Below are 20,035 nucleotides of genomic sequence, written 5' to 3'. Positions count from 1 at the left end.
AACCGCCAGAGAAGTTAAATCAAGGCTTTGCCATGACGAACGAAATTAGGTTGCACCACGCGAACCGGATACCACTTGCCGCGGATCTCGACTTCAGCCCGGTCGGCGGTTGCCATCGGCACACGGGCCAATGCAATCGACTTGCTTAGCGTAGGCGAGAAACTACCACTGGTGATCTCACCTTCGCCAATTTTTGTGATTCGAACAACCTGATGCGCCCGCAAAACGCCGCGCTCCTCCAGCACTAGGCCGACCAGCTTGGATTTCACGCCAATGGCCCGCTCAGTTTCCAGAGCGCTGCGGCCGATGAAGTCGCGATCAGCGGGCTCCCAAGCAACAGTCCATGCCATGTTGGCCGCCAGAGGCGAGACCTGTTCATCTATGTCTTGGCCATACAGGTTCATGCCGGCCTCAAGACGCAACGTGTCGCGTGCGCCCAAGCCGATGGGGGAAATGCCTGCGCCGACCAAATCATTAAAAAACCCGCACGCTTGGTCAACCGGAAGAATGATTTCAAGCCCGTCTTCGCCGGTGTAACCGGTTCGAGCGATGAACCAGTCGCCCTCGCTGCACCCTTCGAAAGGCCGCAGTTGTTGGATCAATGCCCCACGCTCACCGGTCACCAGTTCGGCAATCTTGTGTCGAGCGTGAGGACCTTGGATGGCCAGCATCGCTAAATCATCGCGCTCGATCAGTTGCACGTCGACGTCAGACAGATGCGCACGCATCCAGGCCAGATCTTTTGCGCCCGTAGCGGCATTGACGACCAGACGGTAACCAGTGTCGGTGAGGTAGACGATCATGTCGTCGATTACCCCTCCGTCGCGGTTGAGCATCGCGCTGTAAAGCGCACGGCCTGGCAGCAGCAGGCGGCCAACGTCATTGGCCAGCAACTGTTGAAGCCAGGCCTTGGCCTGGCTTCCGGTGATATCGATTACCGTCATGTGGGAGACGTCAAACACCCCACAATCGCGGCGCACCTGGTGATGCTCCTCGACCTGTGAACCGTAATGCAATGGCATGTCCCAACCGCCAAAATCGACCATTTTGGCACCGAGGGCGAGGTGCATGTCAAAGAGCGGCGTACGCTGTCCCATGGGTTTCTCCTTCCGGGCGTGGCGAAGATGCGGAGAGGCGTGACCCCGGGCAAAGCCCTATAAATATGGCTTGCGCCAGGTTTCAACGACCCGTTTGGTCTGACAGACCGCTCCGATTGCGGCGCATTGTAGCCGCATGGTGATAGACCCGCACCTAGCCGATCTGACGGGCCGAACGTCTGATCAACCCGATGACTGGCACAAGCCCCACTATCACCAGTGTTAATGCCGGCATCGCGGCCCGGGCCCACTCGCCCTCGCTGGTCATTTCGAAAATCCTTACCGCCAAGGTATCCCATCCAAATGGACGCATAAGCAACGTTGCTGGCATCTCTTTGAGTGTATCGACGAATACCAACAACCCTGCGCTGAGTGCGCCGGGCAACAACAACGGCAGATAGATCCTGAAAAAAAGTCTCGGCCCGCTGACGCCCAGACTTCGCCCGGCCTCGGGCAGGGAGGGTCGAATACGCGCCAGACTGCCTTCGAGCGGCCCATATGCCACCGCAATGAAGCGCACCAGATAGGCCAGCAGAAGCGCAGCCAGACTGCCTATCAACATTGGCTTGCCGGCACCACCCAACGCTGTCGACAACGGAATGACCCACGCACGATCCAGGTAGCTAAAAGCCAACATGATCGACACGGCCAACACCGATCCCGGCAACGCATAACCGGTATTGGCCACACTCACGGCTAAACGAACGGCTGGAGTAGGCGACAGGCGCCGGGCGAAGGCAAGGATCATCGCGACGCTGACAATGACCAGCGCCGCCATGCCCCCCAAGTACAACGTATGCAGGATCAGGCCGACGTAACGCTCATCCAGGTCGAACCGGCCGCGCTGCCAGCACCAAACAATCAACTGCAATAGCGGAACGGCGAACGCACAGGTGAACACCAAGCCGCACCAGGCGCTGGCAGCCAGCGCTTTCACACCGCGTAAGTGATACAGCGCGCTGACTCGAGGGCGCTCATTGCTTGGTCGAATGGCGCCTTGGGCACGGCGTTCGCCATACACAATCAGCATGACCACCAGCAGCAACAAGCTCGCTAACTGTGCCGCGGTGGGCAGGCTGAAGAAGCCGTACCAGGTTTTGTAGATGGCGGTGGTGAAGGTGTCGAAGTTAAACACAGCCACTGCGCCAAAGTCGGCCAGCGTTTCCATCAATGCCAGCGCTACGCCCGCCCCAATTGCCGGACGCGCCATCGGAAGCCCCACGCGCCAAAAGGCTTGCCACGGCGATTGACCCAGAATCCGCGCGGCTTCCATCAAGCCTTTACCTTGGGCGAGGAACGCCGTGCGCGCCAACAGGTACACGTAGGGATAAAACACCAGCACCATTACGAAGATCACCCCACCCGTTGAGCGCACGCGGGGTAAGCGCAGGCTGTTGCCGAACACTTCACGCAGCAAGGTTTGCACGGGTCCGGCAAAATCGAGCAGCCCGACGAAAACAAACGCCAGCACGTAAGCCGGAATTGCAAACGGCAACATCAACGCCCAATCGAGCCAGCGACGACCGGGAAATTCGCAGAGGCTGGTCAACCACGCGAGGCTGACGCCAAGCACCGTGACCCCAAGCCCTACGCCCACAACCAGTTTCAGCGTGTTGCCGAGTAAGCGCGGTAGTTGGGTCTCCCAGAGGTGCGCCCAGATCTGCTGGTCGATGGTTTGCCACGACAATAGCAACACGCTCAGTGGTAACAGCACCAACGCGGCAATGACGAAGACCAGCGGGTACCAACGGCGTTGGGCGGGATGGGCCACGAGGTTCTCTATCTTAAGGGTACGGGCGAAATGTGAAACGGATGCTGAATGGTCCTCGGCCCTCGCAGGCAAGCCCGCTCCACAAGTGTATGCGCCGGTAACACAAAGAGTGGATGGCTACAAAATCTGTGGGAGCAGGCTTGCCTGCGAATTAGTCACCGCAAAAATGACAGATTTGGCCTCAATTCCAACCCACCCGATCCATCATGCGAATGGCCTCGGCCTGGCGTTTTCCGGCCACTTCCACCGGTAGGGTGTCAGCCTTGAACGCGCCCCAACTGGCAACTTCTGCCGAGGGTGCCACGGCAGGATTGGCGGGGAACTCTTGATTGATGTCGGCAAAGATTTTCTGCGCGGCAGGTTCTGTCATCCACACCACCAACGCCTTGGCGGCGCCTGGATGCGGCGCGTACTTTGTCAGCCCCACCCCGGACAAATTGACGTGAACACCACGGTCGGCCTGATTCGGCCAGAACAGCTTCACTGCCAGTTTCGGGTTTTGTTGGTGCAAGCGACCGTAATAGTAAGTGTTGACGATGCCGACGTCGCACTGCCCGGCGTTTATTGCCTCCAGCACCGCGATGTCGTCTGAAAACACGTCCGTCGATAGGTTGTTAACCCAGCCCTTGAGGATTTGTTCGGTTTGCTCGGCACCGTGGGTTTCGATCAAAGTCGCTGTGAGTGATTGGTTGTAAACCTTCTTTGCCGTGCGCAAACACAACCGCCCTTCCCAGGTTTTATCCGCCAACGCTTCGTAGGTGGATAACTCCTCGGGTTTGACCCGGTCTGTCGAGTAGGCGATGGTGCGCGCGCGCAAGCTCAGGCCGGTCCAGCTATGAGTCGAAGATCGGTATTGCTTGGGAATGTTGGCGTTGATTACGGGCGAGGTGAACGGCTGAAGAATGCCCATTTGCTCGGCTTGCCAAAGGTTACCGGCATCGACGGTTAGCAGCAGATCAGCCGTGGCGTTTTCGCCTTCGGCCTTGATTCGCTGCATCAGCGGCGCTTCCTTGTCGGTGATGAATTTGATCTTGACCCCGGTTTCGGCGGTGTACGCGTCAAATACCGGCTTGATCAGATCATCAATGCGCGATGAGTACACCACCACCTCATCAGCGGCCTGGGCGGTGTTGGCGAGCACAGTTAGGATCAGGGCCGTCAGTAGACGCTTGCTTACTGGCATGGGCGTGGCCTCGTGTGGAAAATTGAGGCGAAAGGGTAGGGAATCCCATTTGCGATCTCAACCAAACTCACAACAGAGGCGTTACGGGATGTTGCGCAAGATCATTGAATCCAACGTTTTCTTTGTGGGAGCGAATTTATTCGCGAATGCCATCACGCCCTATGCCTGATAGCCCGTGCCGCATTTTTCCCGAATGAATTCGGTCCCACAGTGGTCCCCAATTAAACCTGCGCTAATACCGGTAAATCACCCGACAAACCCAGTGCTTGACGCACAAACAAGGCTTTGGCTTCTGGCAATCGATCAACGCATTTCAGGCCGGTGTTGCGCAGCCAGCGCAGGGGCAGTGGATCGGCCTGGAACAAGCGCTCCAACCCTTCCATTGCGGCCATCAGCGCCAGGTTATGCGGCATGCGTCGGCGCTCGTAACGGCTGAGAACGCGCACGTCGGCCAAGCGCTCGCCCCGACTGGCAGCATGTAACAGGACTTCGGCCAACACGGCGGCATCAAGAAAGCCCAGATTGACGCCCTGCCCGGCCAGCGGGTGAATGACGTGCGCCGCATCGCCGATCAGCGCCAAGCCTTCAGCCACGTAGCGTTTGGCATGCCGCTGGCGCAGCGGCACGCAAAGCCGTGGGTCAGCACTCAACACCTCACCGAGACGACCTTCGAACGCTTTTTCCAGCGAGCGACAGAACGCTTCATCGCTTAGCGCCATCAAGCGTTCGGCTTCGGCCGGGGTGACGGACCAAACGATCGAGCACCAATGTTCGCCCTCGCGCTCCAACGGCAGAAATGCCAGCGGCCCTTCATCGGTGAAGCGCTGCCAGGCGGTCTGCTGGTGCGTGTCAGCCGTGCGCACGCTGGTGACAATGGCGTGATGCAAATAATCCCACTCACGGGTGGCGCAGCCTGTCAGGCGACGTACCGCGGAATTGGCTCCATCTGCCGCGATCACCAACGGCGCGCGCAAGGTACGCCCGTCAGCCAGTGTCAGCAGCCAATCGTCTCCGGAACGACGCATCTGTTCCAACCGCGCGTTGGCCAGAAGGCCAATATCGCTGTCGTGCAGTCGCTCCAGCAGCGCGTCTTGAACCACGCGATTTTCGACGATATGACCGAGCACCTCCGCGTGCACGCTGGCTGCCGAGAAATGGATTTGTCCAGTGCCGCTGCCGTCCCACACCTGCATTTCGCCATACGGGCTAACGCGCCGCGCAACCATGCCCTGCCAGACACTCAGGCGTTCGAGAATGCGCTGACTGGCAGCAGACAACGCACTGACCCGAGGTTCAAAAGCCGACTGTGAATCGAACGGCGTGACGCTCATCGGGCTGCCATCGAGCAGCACAATATTCAGGCCGCTGTCCTGCAACGCCAGCGCCAGGGCGCTACCGACCATTCCAGCTCCGACAATCAGCAGATCTGCGCGTGTTTCCATGCTTTAAATCATCCCCGCGAATCGCGTGAGCCGTGGTGTAGAAATTCGGGCATCAAACATCGGGGCGAGTTCCCAGCCCCATGGCTTGACGGGCAAACCAACTTTTTGCGGGTGGCAACAGGTCCAATCCCAGCAGGCCCAGGTTGCGCCCCGCGCCCACCATAGGTTGAGCGCTGCCGAACAGCCGCGTGACTTGATCGGAAAAGCCCACGGTCAACAGCTGGTCCAGCCGCTGGCACTCACGATAAGCCTGCAACGTGGCGAAATCACCCGGCAGTTTTTTGCTCGCCAGCAGCGCTTCGGCCAATGCATTGGCGTCGCGCAACGACAAATTGAAGCCCTGCCCGGCAATCGGATGCAGGCTGTGAGCGGCATTACCCAACACCGCGAGATGCGGGCGGACTTGCTCTTGCGCCTCAACCAGCTTTAGCGGATACAAATGCCGTGCGCCTACCTGCTGCAACGCACCCAAGCGATAGCCGAACACGTTTTGTAGTTCACTGAGAAAACTGCGCTCATCCAGTGCGGCCAGACGCTCGGCGTCCATCCCCGTACGGGTCCAGACCAAGGCGCAACGGTTCTCCGGCAACGGCAACAACGCCATCGGGCCGTCATCGGTGAAGCGCTCGAATGCTTGCCCGCAATGGGCTTCACTCGGCGTGATGTTGGCGATCAGCGCGCTCTGGTTGTAGGGCCGCTCAGTGACGCCGATCCCCAATTGCTCGCGCAGCCCCGAACGGCCGCCATCGGCGAGTATCGCCAGGTCGCATTCCACTTCGGTTTCGTCATCGAGGGTAAGTCGATAGCCATCGCCCAAGGGTTGCATGCGCTTGACCTCGGCCGGACAGCGCCAACTGATCACGTCGCTGTCCAGGCCCTGCCACAGGCATTGACCCAACCAGGCGTTTTCCACCACGTAACCCAATGCCGGCACGCCCTCTTCCATTGCCGACAATCGAGCTGCGCCGAAGCGCCCACGGTCAGACACCAGGATTTGCAGGATCGGCTCAGCGCGGCGGCTGATGTGCTGCCAAAGGCCTAAACGCTCGTAAATTTTTCGCGCACCGAAAGACAACGCCGACGAACGTGCGTCGTAGCTCGGCTGATAGGAGTCACCGGGGGCGAAGGGCTCGATCAGAACGATCTTCCAGCCCCGGGCCTTTGCTCCGGCCTGCAGCGCCAACGCCAAGCTTGCACCGACCAGACCGCCGCCGACGATTGCAATATTGACCCGGCTCATGCGGCCTCGGCACGTGCAGCGGCCATCAAGGCCTCGATAGCCGCGACCGTCTTGGGCACGCCACTGGAAAGCACTTCACAGCCTTGTTTGGTCACCACCACGTCATCCTCGATCCGCACACCGATCCCTCGCCATTTCTTCGCGACGCCCTGATTGTCCGGGGCAATATAAATCCCCGGCTCCACGGTCAGCGTCATGCCGACTTCCAAAACGCGCCATTCGCCGCCGACTTTGTAATCGCCAACATCATGTACGTCCATGCCGAGCCAATGACCGGCACGGTGCATGTAAAACGCTTTATAGGCTTCGCTGATGATCAACTCATCAACCTCGCCCTGCAACAAGCCCAACTCGACCAAGCCGGTGGTAATCACTAGAACCGTAGCTTCGTGCGCCTGGTTCCAATGTTTGTTCGGCCCAATGGCTGCAAACGCGGCTTCCTGGGCTTTGAGCACCAACTCGTAGATCGCTTTTTGCTCGGGCGAAAACCTGCCGCTGACCGGAAACGTGCGGGTGATGTCACTGGCGTAGCAGTCGATTTCACAGCCCGCGTCAATCAACACCAGGTCACCGTCCTTGAGCACCGCGTCGTTCTGCTGGTAATGCAGGATGCAGGCATTGCGGCCTGAAGCGACGATGGAACCGTAGGCCGGCATCTTCGCCCCGCCTTTGCGAAACTCGTAATCCAGCTCAGCTTCGAGGCTGAACTCGTGCAAACCGGCACGGCTGGCTTGCATGGCTCGAACATGGGCGCGCGCGGAAATTTCGGCCGCGCTGCGCATGACCTTAATTTCAGCGGCTGATTTATACAGGCGCATGTCATGCAGCAGATGATCCAGCGCAACGAATTCGTTCGGCGGCTGCGCGCCCATGTTGGCTTTAGAGCGGATGACGTTGATCCAGTCCATCACATGGCGATCAAACTCGGGGTTGCTGCCCATGGCCGAGTAGACCCGATCACGACCTTCGATCAGGCCGGGAAGAATGTCGTCGATATCATTGATCGGAAACGCATCATCGGCGCCGAAATCCCGTATCGCGCCTTCTTGTCCGGCGCGCAAACCGTCCCACAGCTCACGCTGCGGGTTGCGTTCGCGACAGAACAACACGTACTCGCCGTACTCACGACCGGGTATCAGCACGATGACCGCTTGCGGCTCTGGAAAACCGCTGAGGTACTGGAAGTCGCTGTCCTGGCGATAGACATGCTCGACATCGCGGTTGCGAATAGCCACCGCAGCAGCCGGCAAAATAGCGATGCTGTTGGGGACCATTTGCGCCATCAGGGCTTTGCGGCGCCGGGCGTAATCCGACTTCGGGATATGGGTCATAAGCAGGTGAAGTCCCCTTTTGGGTGCTGTGCGCGGCAGGCCTGACTACAGGCCGACAGTGGCCAGCACCAATATTGAGCGATCAGTGCAAGGAAGGCTTTGGTTCAGGTGCAGCGGGCTTGTTGCATTCGGTGAACAGAAGCAATGGCGCGACACGCAGGTATTCCATCACTTCCATGTAGTCTCCTTCGCCATCTTCGGACTCTTCCAGCGCATCCTGGACCTGAGCGATAGCCGAAAGATCTTGAAGCACTTCCATGGCTTCAGCGCTGATTGCATTGTCGCGGGCAGTAAGGCCGAAACCGGCTAAAAAGCCCTGGCACCATTGGCCGAGGGCGATGGCACGCTCGCCCAAGGGTGCATCGTCAGTCGGCAACAACAGCACGACGGTCATGTCATCACTGGTCAGTTCGCCTTTGACCATCTCTTGCAGGCCAATCAGCGCCTGGCGGATATTGTCTTCCGGTGCAGCGCCGAGGACTTCGCTAGCATCGACCATCCAGCCGTCGATGTCGAAACCTGCGCCGGCACAACTGCGGCCCAGCAAAAGGCCATGCAGCTCAGCGGGAGAAACGGGATGGCCACCGGCATTAAGCAGGGCGGCGAAAGCTTTGTACGGAGAATTCTGAATGGGCATGGGTAACTAGGCGCCAAGCGGCGCAATGTCTAGAATGGAGGCCTTGTATCGTAGGGCGTGCGCTCATTTATTTCCAGCAATTGCACCAGCGGACACGCCAAGACTGTCCGGCAAGCCCTTTTGAACGACTATCAAGGCGTCTGCATCTGCGCCATTCATCAGAAAGTATTCAGTGGGACACAATGGAAGATACCGATCTACAAGCGTTGATGGCTCGGCTGGAACTGCTGATCAAGCGTGTCGAGCAACTAAAAAGCCAAAACGGACTCTTAGTAGCTCAGGAAAAATCCTGGCGCGAGGAACGCGCTCATCTCATTGAAAAAAACGAAATCGCCCGCCATAAGGTGGAATCCATGATTTCGCGCCTCAAGGCCCTGGAGCAAGACACATGAGCTCAAATAACAGCGTAACCGTCCAGATTCTCGACAAGGAATACTCGATCATCTGCCCCCAGGAAGAGCGCACCAACTTGGTCAGTGCGGCGAAGTACCTGGATGGAAAGATGCGTGAAATCCGCAGCAGTGGCAAAGTCATCGGGGCTGATCGGATCGCCGTAATGGCTGCGCTGAACATCACCCACGACTTGCTGCATAAGCAGGATTTACCTGACGTTCAGACCAGTGGGTCGACCCGCGAGCAAGTGCGCGATCTGCTGGAAAGGGTTGATCTAGTGCTGGCCACTGATCCGGAACCCACCCAAAAGTGATTCTTCGGAAAGGTTTCGGGTATACTTCCGACCGCTCCCTGGAGTGCTAGCCAGTCGGTCATGTCCCTGAGCCGATACGCACAACCACGGGGGTTGCACGTTGGGGACGGTGTGCATGTCCGCTTGACGGAAAGCCTTAAGTCCTCCTGCAATCTCCACCTTGAACTTTCGGGTTCAAGGGCTACACCGACAGCGGTTCGTCGGGGAGTCTTTATTTTTATTCATGGCCAGTCTTGCTGTCTGGCGATGATCTTTCCGATTCGGCGCCCTGCCGAATTTGACTCTGGATTTACCTGAATGACCAGTCCCGCGCCACTTTCGCGGCAACAACTGCGTACTCAGTTGCGCAAAGCTCGTCGCGCTTTGAACCCCAGCCAGCAACGTCAAGCCGCTCGCGGTTTGTATCGCCAGCTCGCACAAAACCCACTGTTCCGCCGCGCCAGACACATAGCGTTGTATATCCCCAACGACGGTGAAATCGATCCGCGCTTGCTGCTGCGTGCAGCTCAACGACGCGGCAAGAAAACCTATCTGCCTGTGCTCAGCGCCTGGCCGCGCACCAAGATGGTTTTTCAGCGCGTTCATCAAGGGGAAAAATTACGGCCTAACCGCTTCCGCATCCCCGAACCACGAATCAACGTCGCCCGGCAGCGAGTTATTTGGGCGCTGGATTTGATTCTTATGCCGTTGGTGGGTTTCGACGATGTGGGTGGGCGATTGGGCATGGGCGGTGGATTTTATGACCGTAGCCTGGCGTATCAATCCCGCAGAAAAACCTGGGAGAAGCCCGTTTTGCTTGGGTTGGCCCACGAGTGTCAGAAGGTCGATCAAATAGCGCAGGCCAGTTGGGACGTGCCCTTGCAAGGCACCGTGACCAATAAGCGCTGGTATCAAGGAGTCAATAAGGAACGGGGCTAGACGCTGCTCATGATTGCAGCGTCTGGAAGATCAATCAGTGTCGCGGTGGCTTTTGATGTTGCTGCTGAGAAATTTCGACAGGTGCATCAGACTTATTCGTCCACAGACTCTGCGCGTAGCCGGTGGTTACTACACCCAAACCGAACACGAAAGCTAAAATCCACAAGATATCCGGTTTGCGTTTCATCGATTGCCCCCCTTGGGCAAATCAATGCGTTACTGGCCGCGGTTTTTAAAGCCGCTGCAACAACGCGTTGCTTAAAATCCCGCGCATTCTCCGACAAACTTGACTTTCGCGCAAATGATGGCCTCAACCGACCGTCGGTTTGTCATAAAATTACCTCACTTTTATTCACCCCCGATTCAGGAGCAGCACCCATGGCCTACTGGCTGATGAAATCCGAGCCGGAAGAACTCTCGATCAAAGACCTCCAACGTCTGGGCGAAACTCGCTGGGACGGCGTGCGCAATTATCAGGCGCGCAACTTCATGCGGGCGATGGCGCCGGATGACAAGTTTTTCTTTTATCACTCCAGTTGCGCACAACCAGGAATTGTCGGTATCGGGCGTATCGTCGATGCCGCTTACCCGGACCCGACGGCCCTGGATCCGGGCGGGGCTTATTTCGATGCTAAATCCAGCGAGAAAAAAAATCGCTGGAGCGCCGTGAACGTCAGCTTCGTCGAGGCGTTCCCGCAGGTGCTTAAAATCAGTTATCTGAAGCAACAGAGCGCGCTGGAACAGTTACCCTTGGTGCAAAAAGCTACCCGACTTTCCGTCATGCCCGTCAGCGCCGAACAATGGCAAGCGATCCTGGCGCTGCTCTGATGTGAAGCGTTACTGAATGATCAGGTTGTTGAAGAGCAAATCCTCAACAACCGGCTTACCTTCTTCATCACTCATGACTTGCTGGGTCTGTTTCAGCGCTTCCTGACGCAGTTTTTCCTTCGCATCGACGTTGTTCATGGTGTCTACGGTTTGCTGCGAAAACAGCGCGACCAGTTGATTACGGATCAGTGGTTCGTTGTGCCTGACCGCTTTTTCCGCGTCGGCACCGGTCACCCGCAGCGCGATATCGGCTTTATAGACGTGCAGCTTTTGCCCGCCATCAAGGCCGTAATTGCCCACCAGCGCAGGGCTGAGGGAAACATAGGCCACTTTGCTGGCGTCGCCTTCTTTAGACTCTTCGGCCGATGCCACAATGGGCAGCGCCACAGCCAACAACATGATGATCCACGCTTTCACAGTCCACTCCTCATCCGATTTGTTGCGTAGCTTACTGCACTTATGTCTGCTTATTTGGCTCCGGCATTCTGATTGACCCAGAAACCTGCCTATCTACACTTATCGGCCATAACTATAAAAGGAATAGTCCGATGAAAGCCGTGCTGTGCAAAGCCTTCGGCCCTGCCGAAACCTTGGTGCTGGAAGACGTCGCCAGCCCCGAAGCGAAGAAAAACGAGATCGTGCTAGATGTACACGCGGCAGGGGTCAACTTCCCGGACACGCTGATCATCGAAGGTAAATATCAGTTCAAACCGCCCTTCCCTTTTTCACCGGGCGGCGAAGCATCGGGCGTAATTTCGGCCGTCGGTGAAAAAGTCAGCCACCTGAAAGTCGGTGACCGGGTGATGGCGTTGACCGGCTGGGGCAGCTTCGCCGAACAGATCGCCGTAGCCGGCTACAACGTCCTGCCCATCCCCGACGCGATGGACTACATCACCGCCGCTGCTTTCAGCATGACCTACGGCACCTCCATACACGCCCTCAAGCAGCGCGCCAACCTGCAACCCGGCGAAACCCTGCTAGTACTTGGCGCCTCAGGCGGCGTAGGCCTCGCCGCCGTCGAAATCGGCAAAGCCATGGGCGCCAAAGTCATCGCCGCCGCCAGCAGCGCGGAAAAACTTGCCGTAGCCAAAGCAGCCGGCGCCGATGAGTTGATCAACTACAGCGACACTAATCTCAAAGACGAGATCAAACGCCTCACCAACGGGCTGGGCGTTGACGTTATTTACGACCCGGTGGGCGGGGATCTGTTTGACCAAGCGGTGCGGTCAATTGCCTGGAATGGCCGGTTGTTGGTGGTGGGGTTCGCCAGCGGGCGTATTCCTGAACTGCCGGTAAACCTGGCGCTGTTGAAAGGCGCTTCAGTGGTTGGGGTTTTTTGGGGGTCTTTTGCGCAACGGCAGCCGCTGGATAATGCGGCTAACTTCCAACAGTTATTTGCGTGGTATGCGCAAGGGAACCTAAAGCCGTTGGTGTCTCAGGTATATCCACTGGAAAAGGCGGGTGAGGCGATTGATTCATTGGCGCAGAGGAAAGCGGTTGGGAAGGTAGTTGTTGGCGTTAGATGACGGGGATTAAGAGCCCGGGCCGCTGCGTTGGCGGCTCGGGCGTCCAAAGCCATAACTATTACCCTGCACTACCCTGTGAGACCGAATTCATTCGTTTGAGCTTCGCTTCCAGATTCAGATCCGGCATGGCGTGGCTGCGCAGGCAGGTGGCGGTTTGTTCAACGTAGTCGCGGGTGCTGCCGTTGCGGCCGCTGGCGCTGGCGAGGACTTGGCTGAGGACACTGTCGGGCAGATTACCCGCGTAGCTGGGGAGGTGGCGTTCGAGTACGAAGCCCAAGGCTTGAACTCGCGTGCCGTCTTCAAGGCGGCAGCCTAGCCAGTGAGGTCGATACGAGGGATAAGGCATCTCGCGCTGCCAAAGGGCGAGCAGTGATTCTTGCAGGCATTCTTCGGGCAATCGATAGGCGAACCCACTGCAGGAGCCGCCGCGATCGAGGCCGAACACAAGGCCAGGAAGTTCTGGTGTGCCACGGTGTTCGTGGGACCAAAGGTACAAACCGCGATGATAACCGTGCACTCGTCCGCGCTGACGCTCTACGGCGGAGCATTCCGGCCGCCAAATGAGCGAGCCATAAGCGAATAACCACACAGGGCCACCTTGATGCAGCTTCATGGTGTCTTGCATAGAGCTGAGCAGTTGTTCACGCGTTAACTGCGGGCCGAGGTCAATTACCGGTGGGTAACTGAGCTCCAGACCGATGTGGGCAGCCGTGATCAAACTGTTGAGTTCATTCCCCATTGCTTTCCCCCTGGCATTACCACGCCAGTTGTCGCTGACCTGATGCATTTCATGCAATTTGTAATCCACTGCCGGCACTGATCTTCCAGGCGGTAGTGAACACAAAGACGCTGCAGTTTGCGCAGCGGTCACCGTTATAGCTTAGAAGCCTTGACCGTCGATCTTAAATACCGAATTCGCATAGCCGGTGACCGTTCAACCTTATAGGAAATTTCCGACACATTTTGTAGGCATCGCCCACCTTCCAAGCCGTAGGACAGATCTGTATAAAGCCGCCCCTTGGCATTAAATGCTCAGAGGACAACGATGAACGTTAGAAAATACAAGCGCTGGGCATTAGCCGGAGTGCTGGCGGCGTTAGCACCCATCGACGCGAGTGAAGCCACCGAAAACAACGACGACGGTTTTTGGCTCGTTCAGACCAGCGTGTACACCCGGCACTTTTCCCCAGACCCTGAACACAATAATCGGCAGCAACTGATCGGGCTTGAACGCAATGAGGGGTCGGGCTTGCTGTACGGGGCCGCCACGTTTCGAAACTCATACGACCAACGATCAGCCTACGGTTATGTCGGCAAGCGCTTTGAGAGCGATGACTACCCGGTGTACGTAAAAATTTCGGGAGGGTTGATGTATGGCTATCGGGGCGAATACCGCGACAAGATTCCGTTCAACCGCTTTGGCGTTGCGCCGGTGATTATCCCATCGGTGGGTGTCCATCTCGGCCCTGTCACGGCCGAGGCGGTTTTGTTGGGATTTTCGGCGACGATGGTGAACGTGGGGGTTCGTTTCTGAGGCTGAATCAGCCTCTGGGCGCGTAGGCAAAAACGTCGGCATGCATCTGGTGCGCGTCCATTCCGGCATTGACCAAGGCGTCGAGCGTTGCGTAAACCATTGCCGGGGAGCCGCTGGCGTAGACAATCACCGACGACAAATCGCTGATGTCCTGGCTGACCGCTTCATGCAGCATGCCGCAACGCCCTTCCCACCCGCATAAATCGCTGACGACTTTATGCAAAAACAGGTTAGGCAGCTGTTTCCACTCGTCCCAGTGGGGCATCTCATAGAACTCTTCAGGGCGTCGAACGCCCCAGTAGAGGTGCACCGGGTGTTGAAAACCCTTGGCGCGGCAATGCTCAATCAAGCTTTGCATCTGTCCCATGCCGGTACCGGCGGCGATCAGCACCAGCGGGCCATTGGGCAAATCGGCCAGGTGCGAATCGCCATACGGTAGCTCGACGTTAACCATGCTGTTGCGCTGCAACTGTTCGACAAGACTCAACGCACTGGCTTCACGGGCCAGGACGTGCAATTCAAGATCGCGCCCGCGGTGAGGCGATGAAGCCATGGAAAACGCCGATTTCTCGCCGTTTTCGCGTTCGATCATCAAATACTGCCCGGCGTGATAGCGCGGCGGCTTGCCGGCCGGCGCCCGGAGGCGGATGCGCCAGACGTCGCCACCGACCTCAACGCACTCGGTAATTTGGCAGGCCAGCTTGCGCAACGGCAATTCGTTACGCGCCAACACGCCATCCCACATCACTACGCAGTCTTCCAGCGGCTCGGCCAGGCAGGTGTAGAACTCGCCATGATCACGCTCCTCACCCGCTTGCATGACTCGACCTTCGACCAACAACGCAGAGCAAATATGGCAATTGCCATTGCGGCAACTCTGCGGGCAGTCATAGCCTAGACGTTGTGCAGCGTCGAGTATTCGCTCGCCGGGCAACATCTCCAGTACCGCACCAGACGGCTGCAAGGTTACACGCATCAATCTATTCCTAACTCATTCCAAATATCGTCGATCCGGCGTGTCACCGCTTCATCCTTGACGATAACCCGACCCCACTCGCGCGTGGTTTCACCCGGCCATTTATGTGTTGCGTCCAAACCCATCTTCGAACCCAAGCCGGAGACTGGCGAGGCGAAATCGAGATAGTCGATCGGCGTATTTTCGATCATCACCGTGTCGCGCTTGGGGTCCATGCGCGTGGTAATGGCCCAGACCACATCGTTCCAGTCCCGAGCGTTAATGTCATCGTCGGTGACAATAACGAACTTGGTGTACATGAACTGTCGCAGAAACGACCAGACGCCGAGCATTACGCGCTTGGCGTGGCCGGGATACTGTTTCTTGATGGTCACGATGGCCATGCGGTAGGAACAGCCTTCAGGCGGCAAGTAGAAATCGGTGATCTCTGGAAACTGCTTTTGCAAGATGGGCACGAACACTTCGTTTAGCGCTACACCAAGGATAGCGGGCTCATCAGGTGGCCGACCGGTGTAGGTGCTGTGGTAAATCGGTTTGATTCGATGGGTAATGCGTTCGACCGTGAACACTGGGAAGCTGTCGACTTCATTGTAATACCCGGTGTGGTCGCCGTACGGCCCTTCATCGGCCATCTCGCCGGGATGAATTACGCCTTCGAGGACGATTTCCGCGCTGGCCGGAACTTGCAGGTCGTTGCCACGGCATTTGATCAGCTCGGTGCGATTACCACGCAGCAAGCCAGCAAATGCGTATTCGGACAAGCTGTCAGGCACCGGCGTCACTGCGCCGAGAATCGTTGCCGGGTCAGCGCCCAACGCCACGGCGACCGGAAACGGCTTGCCGGGGTGCTTCTCGCACCACTCCCTGAAATCCAGCGCACCGCCACGGTGGCTCAGCCAGCGCATGATGACCTTGTTGCGGCCAATCACTTGCTGACGATAAATACCGAGGTTTTGGCGGTCCTTGTTCGGACCTTTGGTGACGGTCAGGCCCCAGGTGATCAGCGGACCGACATCGCCCGGCCAACACGTCTGGACCGGCAACATACCGAGGTCGACATCATCGCCTTCGATGACCAGTTCCTGGCACGGCGCGTCTTTAACGACCTTGGGCGCCATGGCGATGATTTTGCGAAAAATAGGCAGCTTGGACCACGCGTCCTTCAAGCCTTTAGGCGGCTCCGGCTCTTTGAGAAACGCCAGCAGCTTGCCGATTTCACGCAGTTCGCTGACGGCCTCAGCGCCCATGCCCATGGCCACGCGCTGTGGCGTACCGAACAGATTGCCGAGTACGGGAATGTCATAACCGATGGGGTTTTCAAAGAGCAAGGCCGGACCTTTGCTGCGCAAGGTTCGGTCGCAAATTTCGGTCATCTCAAGCACCGGCGAGACGGGCACCTTAATGCGTTTCAACTCTCCGCGCTGCTCAAGCTGCTGCACGAAATCCCGAAGGTCCTTGAATTTCATTGATCAGGCCATTCCTAAAATAGACGCACATCCTACCTGCTCTGAAGCGTGAATAGGCGACGTCAGCGGGCATTTTCGCTCAAGAAAATCGGCTCGAACAATGGCTTCATACGTTCGCCACCCTGATCCGACAGGTGATTTTCGTCCATGTACAACGGCGCACCGTTTACTTCGGCCCGACAAATACCCCCCGCGCACAACAGCGCGGACGGATCGAGCACCCGCACTTGGGCGTCGGCGGCGCTCAATTGCGCGAACACGCCGTCGATGAACTGTTCTCGCGCTTTATATTCAGCAACGGGGCGGCCCACCAGCGACGCCGAACGACCGATCATGGCTAGACTGCTGAGGCGACCGATGGTGCCCGGTCGTTGCATCGGCACCTCTTTGAACAGCCAAACCCTGGCACCGGTTTCGCGTAAACGGGCAACCATGCTGCGCAGATCGTCCGCCATGTGTTGCTCGGCACTGCCCTGGTTATCCGCGCGGAACACCACGTATTTTCGGTCACCGTTCTCTTCGCCATACAGGTAAAGACTCCAGCGACCCGCCAACACCACGTCGTGAACCTTTTCGCGACGGACCAGCGCCAACGTCTGCTGATTGAAGTCTTCGCACTGCTGACGAACATTCGCACCAATGATCGGCGGGCAACCCGCCAGACTGGCCAGCCAGACCGGCATGCCATAACGCTCTGCATCCGCCCGAAGCGCGGGGGTCAACGCGGCAGCATGGCTATCACCCCACACCAATTGCAGCGGCGGCGTGTCGGCGGCCCCGCCAAAACGGCACACCGTGTTTAAGTCCGGACTTTCCGTGCGCATGAGGCACGCCATCTGTCCTTGGGTCCAATGACGCGCTTGGGCATAACGCATGGCTTGCGCGGACAAACGTTCAGGTACGCCATCCTTCCAACGTATCGTTTGGCCAACAATGGCCAGCACCAACATACTAATAGCGGCAGTAACCACAACTGACCCACGACCGGCCACCAAACGCTTTTGCCTGAAGGGAAGTTCCACAAAACGCCAACTCAGGTAAGCCAACACGAAACTGAGCAGCACCCACAAACAGGCTTCATTAAACTGCAGGCCGTCGACCGATGCCGCGTTGGCGTAGACAAAAATCGGCCAATGCCAGAGGTACAGTGAATAAGAGATCAACCCAATGCCTACCAGCGCCGGCATGCTCAGGAGTCGCCCCACCCATGTTGGGGACTGACCATTAGCCCAAATCATGGCCGTAGCGCCCACGACTGGAAGCAATGCCGCCCACCCCGGAAATAGCGTGTTTTTGTCCAGCCAACACACTGCCAGCATCACGGCCGCCAGCCCTGCCGCGCTCACCGCCTGATACACCCACGGGCGCAGACTGCGTTGCGAAACCGGCAGCACGGCCAGCATTGCCCCGCACAACAACTCCCACGCGCGCATCGGCAATAAAAAGAACGCCACGTCGGGTTGCCGATTTACGGTCCAGACATTAAGCAAAAACGAGCCCACTAATAACGCAAACAATGCCCATCGCCAACGCCGGAGGTAACGCGTAAGCAGGACCATCAGCAGCGGAAAGAAAATGTAGTACTGCTCTTCGACCGCCAGTGACCAGGTGTGCAGTAACGGCTTGAAGGCCGAGGCGGCATCGAAGTAACCGTCTTGGCGCATGAAGAGAATGTTGGAGGCGAACATCGCCTGATAACGAACGGTTCGACCCAGCTGCGCATAATCGTTAGGCGGCAGCAGCAACCAACCGACTAACAGCGTGGCGCCCATCACCAGACTCAATGCCGGGATGATGCGTCGGGCACGCCGCGACCAAAACTCATAAAAACTGAACCGCCCGGCTTCGATCTCTCGGCAGATGATTGAGGTAATCAGGAATCCTGAAATGACAAAAAACACATCGACGCCGACAAAGCCGCCGCTGAAGCCGTTGAATCCATAATGAAACAAGACGACCGGGATGACGGCCAGCGCCCGTAATCCGTCGATGTCACGACGATTGCCAAGGATGTAATTCACTTCCGTGTTCCAAAAAAAAATGGTGTCCCTAAGGACACCACTCTTTTTGTACGGTTCAGCCGGGTTGAATCAGCGGCTTATTTGCGCTTCATCGACAGGAAGAACTCGTCGTTGGTCTTGGTCTGCTTCAGCTTGTCGATCAGGAATTCGATAGCCGCGACTTCGTCCATTGGGTGCAGCAATTTGCGCAGAATCCACATCCGTTGCAGCTCGTCATCAGCTGTCAGCAACTCTTCGCGGCGGGTGCCGGAACGGTTGATGTTGATGGCCGGGAACACGCGTTTTTCAGCGATCTTACGATCCAACGGCAGTTCCATGTTGCCCGTGCCTTTGAATTCTTCGTAGATCACTTCATCCATCTTCGAGCCGGTTTCAACCAGCGCGGTAGCGATGATGGTCAGCGAGCCGCCTTCTTCGATGTTCCGTGCAGCACCGAAGAAACGTTTCGGCTTCTCCAGGGCGTGAGCATCGACACCACCCGTGAGTACCTTGCCGGAGCTTGGGATCACGGTGTTATAGGCACGAGCCAGACGGGTGATGGAGTCGAGCAGGATCACCACGTCTTTTTTGTGTTCGACCAAACGCTTGGCCTTCTCGATCACCATTTCGGCAACCTGTACGTGCCGGGTTGGTGGCTCGTCGAAGGTCGAAGCAACCACTTCGCCGCGCACGGTGCGCTGCATTTCGGTTACTTCTTCTGGACGCTCATCGATCAGCAAAACGATCAGATGGACTTCCGGGTTGTTACGCGTGATGTTCGCCGCGATGTTCTGCAGCATGATGGTTTTGCCGGCTTTCGGCGGCGCAACGATCAGACCACGCTGGCCTTTACCAATCGGGGCGCAAAGATCGATCACCCGGCCGGTAAGGTCTTCAGTCGAACCGTTACCGACTTCCATCTTCATCCGAATAGTCGGGAACAACGGCGTCAGGTTTTCGAAAAGAATCTTGTTCTTCGCGTTTTCCGGACGGTCGTAGTTGATCGTGTCGACCTTGAGCAGGGCGAAATAACGCTCGCCTTCTTTAGGCGGACGGATCTTGCCGACTATGGTGTCGCCGGTGCGCAGGTTGAAACGGCGGATCTGGCTCGGCGAGACGTAAATATCGTCTGGACCGGCAAGGTAGGAGGCATCTGCAGAGCGGAGGAAACCGAAGCCGTCCTGGAGAATCTCCAGCACGCCATCACCGGAAATTTCCTCGCCACTCTTGGCGTGCTTTTTCAGCAGGGAAAAAATCACATCCTGCTTGCGCGAACGGGCCATATTTTCTATGCCCATCTGTTCGGCCATTTCGAGCAGATCGGTAATCGGCTTTTGCTTGAGTTCAGTCAGGTTCATATAGGAATGACGTAATCATGTA

19 protein-coding genes and 1 other RNA gene are annotated in these 20,035 nt (G+C 57.5%); 7 read left to right on the top strand and 13 right to left on the bottom strand.

All coding sequences use genetic code 11. The features are described 5' to 3' along the window. Window positions 1-14: 14 nt before the first annotated feature. The 7 genes from gcvT to RHM59_RS18105 form a co-directional block, all read right to left on the bottom strand. The gene (gcvT, locus tag RHM59_RS18135) at window positions 15-1,097 is read right to left on the bottom strand and encodes a glycine cleavage system aminomethyltransferase GcvT (protein WP_322166571.1); all 1,083 of its coding nucleotides are present in this window, start codon (window positions 1,095-1,097) and stop codon (window positions 15-17) included. 154 nt (window positions 1,098-1,251) lie between these two features. Then, entirely contained in the window at window positions 1,252-2,868 is a 1,617-nt protein-coding gene (locus tag RHM59_RS18130) for an iron ABC transporter permease (RefSeq protein WP_322285148.1), read from the bottom strand. 181 nt (window positions 2,869-3,049) lie between these two features. Continuing rightward, window positions 3,050-4,051: an extracellular solute-binding protein gene (locus RHM59_RS18125; protein ID WP_322166573.1), complete on the bottom strand. Its 1,002-nt coding sequence runs from the start codon at window positions 4,049-4,051 to the stop codon at window positions 3,050-3,052. A 221-nt stretch (window positions 4,052-4,272) separates the two neighbouring features. Beyond that, window positions 4,273-5,493 (bottom strand): 2-octaprenyl-3-methyl-6-methoxy-1,4-benzoquinol hydroxylase, encoded by a 1,221-nt coding sequence (locus RHM59_RS18120; protein WP_322166574.1) that lies wholly within the window; start codon window positions 5,491-5,493, stop codon window positions 4,273-4,275. 52 nt (window positions 5,494-5,545) lie between these two features. Next, a complete protein-coding gene (ubiH, locus tag RHM59_RS18115) occupies window positions 5,546-6,733 on the bottom strand; it encodes a 2-octaprenyl-6-methoxyphenyl hydroxylase (protein ID WP_322166575.1) in 1,188 nt (395 codons plus the stop codon). Then, complete coding sequence (pepP, locus tag RHM59_RS18110; protein WP_322166576.1) at window positions 6,730-8,064, bottom strand: Xaa-Pro aminopeptidase; 1,335 nt, start codon at window positions 8,062-8,064, stop codon at window positions 6,730-6,732. Before pepP ends, ubiH begins: the two co-directional genes overlap by 4 nt. Before the next feature lie 82 nt (window positions 8,065-8,146). Further along, a complete protein-coding gene (locus RHM59_RS18105) occupies window positions 8,147-8,701 on the bottom strand; it encodes a YecA family protein (RefSeq protein WP_322166577.1) in 555 nt (184 codons plus the stop codon). A gap of 182 nt (window positions 8,702-8,883) precedes the next feature. Here RHM59_RS18105 and RHM59_RS18100 point away from each other — a divergent pair, with 182 nt between their 5' ends. The 5 genes from RHM59_RS18100 (at window position 8,884) to RHM59_RS18080 (ending at window position 11,153) form a co-directional block, all read left to right on the top strand. Then, window positions 8,884-9,093, top strand: a complete 210-nt coding sequence (locus RHM59_RS18100) for a TIGR02449 family protein (protein WP_322166578.1) — start codon at window positions 8,884-8,886, stop codon at window positions 9,091-9,093. Then, a complete protein-coding gene (locus RHM59_RS18095; protein ID WP_322166579.1) occupies window positions 9,090-9,407 on the top strand; it encodes a cell division protein ZapA in 318 nt (105 codons plus the stop codon). The genes RHM59_RS18100 and RHM59_RS18095 overlap by 4 nt, the downstream gene beginning before the upstream one ends. 32 nt (window positions 9,408-9,439) lie before the next feature. Next, window positions 9,440-9,618, top strand: a non-coding RNA gene (gene ssrS, locus RHM59_RS18090) — 6S RNA. 86 nt (window positions 9,619-9,704) lie between these two features. Further along, window positions 9,705-10,325 (top strand): 5-formyltetrahydrofolate cyclo-ligase, encoded by a 621-nt coding sequence (locus RHM59_RS18085; RefSeq protein ID WP_322166580.1) that lies wholly within the window; start codon window positions 9,705-9,707, stop codon window positions 10,323-10,325. A gap of 378 nt (window positions 10,326-10,703) precedes the next feature. Further along, the gene (locus RHM59_RS18080) at window positions 10,704-11,153 is read left to right on the top strand and encodes an EVE domain-containing protein (RefSeq protein WP_322166581.1); all 450 of its coding nucleotides are present in this window, start codon (window positions 10,704-10,706) and stop codon (window positions 11,151-11,153) included. A 9-nt stretch (window positions 11,154-11,162) separates the two neighbouring features. Here the strand turns inward: RHM59_RS18080 and RHM59_RS18075 are convergent, their stop codons facing one another. Then, on the bottom strand, window positions 11,163-11,570 hold the full coding sequence (locus tag RHM59_RS18075) for a flagellar basal body-associated protein FliL (protein WP_322166582.1): 408 nt from the start codon (window positions 11,568-11,570) through the stop codon (window positions 11,163-11,165). 131 nt (window positions 11,571-11,701) lie between these two features. Here RHM59_RS18075 and RHM59_RS18070 point away from each other — a divergent pair, with 131 nt between their 5' ends. Continuing rightward, complete coding sequence (locus tag RHM59_RS18070) at window positions 11,702-12,679, top strand: NADPH:quinone oxidoreductase family protein (protein ID WP_322285147.1); 978 nt, start codon at window positions 11,702-11,704, stop codon at window positions 12,677-12,679. A gap of 58 nt (window positions 12,680-12,737) precedes the next feature. On the opposite strand, the gene RHM59_RS18065 is transcribed toward RHM59_RS18070, so the two are convergent. Next, window positions 12,738-13,418: a gamma-glutamylcyclotransferase gene (locus RHM59_RS18065; RefSeq protein WP_322166584.1), complete on the bottom strand. Its 681-nt coding sequence runs from the start codon at window positions 13,416-13,418 to the stop codon at window positions 12,738-12,740. A 306-nt stretch (window positions 13,419-13,724) separates the two neighbouring features. Between RHM59_RS18065 and RHM59_RS18060 the strand changes: the two genes are divergently transcribed. Continuing rightward, window positions 13,725-14,213 carry a sn-glycerol-3-phosphate transporter gene (locus RHM59_RS18060; RefSeq protein WP_322166585.1) on the top strand — a complete coding sequence of 163 codons (489 nt, stop codon included), beginning with the start codon at window positions 13,725-13,727 and terminating at the stop codon, window positions 14,211-14,213. A gap of 7 nt (window positions 14,214-14,220) precedes the next feature. Here RHM59_RS18060 and RHM59_RS18055 read toward each other — a convergent pair whose 3' ends face one another. The 4 genes from RHM59_RS18055 to rho form a co-directional block, all read right to left on the bottom strand. Next, window positions 14,221-15,189: a CDP-6-deoxy-delta-3,4-glucoseen reductase gene (locus tag RHM59_RS18055; RefSeq protein ID WP_322166586.1), complete on the bottom strand. Its 969-nt coding sequence runs from the start codon at window positions 15,187-15,189 to the stop codon at window positions 14,221-14,223. Next, complete coding sequence (ubiD, locus tag RHM59_RS18050; RefSeq protein ID WP_322184587.1) at window positions 15,189-16,655, bottom strand: 4-hydroxy-3-polyprenylbenzoate decarboxylase; 1,467 nt, start codon at window positions 16,653-16,655, stop codon at window positions 15,189-15,191. The genes RHM59_RS18055 and ubiD overlap by 1 nt, the downstream gene beginning before the upstream one ends. A 62-nt stretch (window positions 16,656-16,717) precedes the next feature. Continuing rightward, window positions 16,718-18,676: an acyltransferase family protein gene (locus tag RHM59_RS18045; RefSeq protein WP_322285146.1), complete on the bottom strand. Its 1,959-nt coding sequence runs from the start codon at window positions 18,674-18,676 to the stop codon at window positions 16,718-16,720. A 77-nt stretch (window positions 18,677-18,753) separates the two neighbouring features. Continuing rightward, window positions 18,754-20,013: a transcription termination factor Rho gene (gene rho, locus RHM59_RS18040; protein WP_322166589.1), complete on the bottom strand. Its 1,260-nt coding sequence runs from the start codon at window positions 20,011-20,013 to the stop codon at window positions 18,754-18,756. Window positions 20,014-20,035 lie beyond the last annotated feature (22 nt).

The sequence above is a fragment of the Pseudomonas sp. MH10 genome (assembly GCF_034353045.1).
In the GTDB taxonomy this organism is placed as follows: domain Bacteria; phylum Pseudomonadota; class Gammaproteobacteria; order Pseudomonadales; family Pseudomonadaceae; genus Aquipseudomonas.
This window is presented reverse-complemented; position numbering and strand designations above follow the sequence as displayed.

Coding starts and splice junctions, on each gene's coding strand:
- RHM59_RS18125 (WP_322166573.1), bottom strand. CDS start 4,051: ATGCCAGTAAGCAAGCGTCTACTGACGGCCCTGATCCTAACTGTGCTC.
- RHM59_RS18120 (WP_322166574.1), bottom strand. CDS start 5,493: ATGGAAACACGCGCAGATCTGCTGATTGTCGGAGCTGGAATGGTCGGT.
- RHM59_RS18070 (WP_322285147.1), top strand. CDS start 11,702: ATGAAAGCCGTGCTGTGCAAAGCCTTCGGCCCTGCCGAAACCTTGGTG.
- ubiH (WP_322166575.1), bottom strand. CDS start 6,733: ATGAGCCGGGTCAATATTGCAATCGTCGGCGGCGGTCTGGTCGGTGCA.
- gcvT (WP_322166571.1), bottom strand. CDS start 1,097: ATGGGACAGCGTACGCCGCTCTTTGACATGCACCTCGCCCTCGGTGCC.
- RHM59_RS18080 (WP_322166581.1), top strand. CDS start 10,704: ATGGCCTACTGGCTGATGAAATCCGAGCCGGAAGAACTCTCGATCAAA.
- RHM59_RS18060 (WP_322166585.1), top strand. CDS start 13,725: ATGAACGTTAGAAAATACAAGCGCTGGGCATTAGCCGGAGTGCTGGCG.
- RHM59_RS18065 (WP_322166584.1), bottom strand. CDS start 13,418: ATGGGGAATGAACTCAACAGTTTGATCACGGCTGCCCACATCGGTCTG.
- ubiD (WP_322184587.1), bottom strand. CDS start 16,655: ATGAAATTCAAGGACCTTCGGGATTTCGTGCAGCAGCTTGAGCAGCGC.
- RHM59_RS18085 (WP_322166580.1), top strand. CDS start 9,705: ATGACCAGTCCCGCGCCACTTTCGCGGCAACAACTGCGTACTCAGTTG.
- RHM59_RS18105 (WP_322166577.1), bottom strand. CDS start 8,701: ATGCCCATTCAGAATTCTCCGTACAAAGCTTTCGCCGCCCTGCTTAAT.
- pepP (WP_322166576.1), bottom strand. CDS start 8,064: ATGACCCATATCCCGAAGTCGGATTACGCCCGGCGCCGCAAAGCCCTG.
- RHM59_RS18095 (WP_322166579.1), top strand. CDS start 9,090: ATGAGCTCAAATAACAGCGTAACCGTCCAGATTCTCGACAAGGAATAC.
- RHM59_RS18055 (WP_322166586.1), bottom strand. CDS start 15,189: ATGCGTGTAACCTTGCAGCCGTCTGGTGCGGTACTGGAGATGTTGCCC.
- RHM59_RS18100 (WP_322166578.1), top strand. CDS start 8,884: ATGGAAGATACCGATCTACAAGCGTTGATGGCTCGGCTGGAACTGCTG.
- rho (WP_322166589.1), bottom strand. CDS start 20,013: ATGAACCTGACTGAACTCAAGCAAAAGCCGATTACCGATCTGCTCGAA.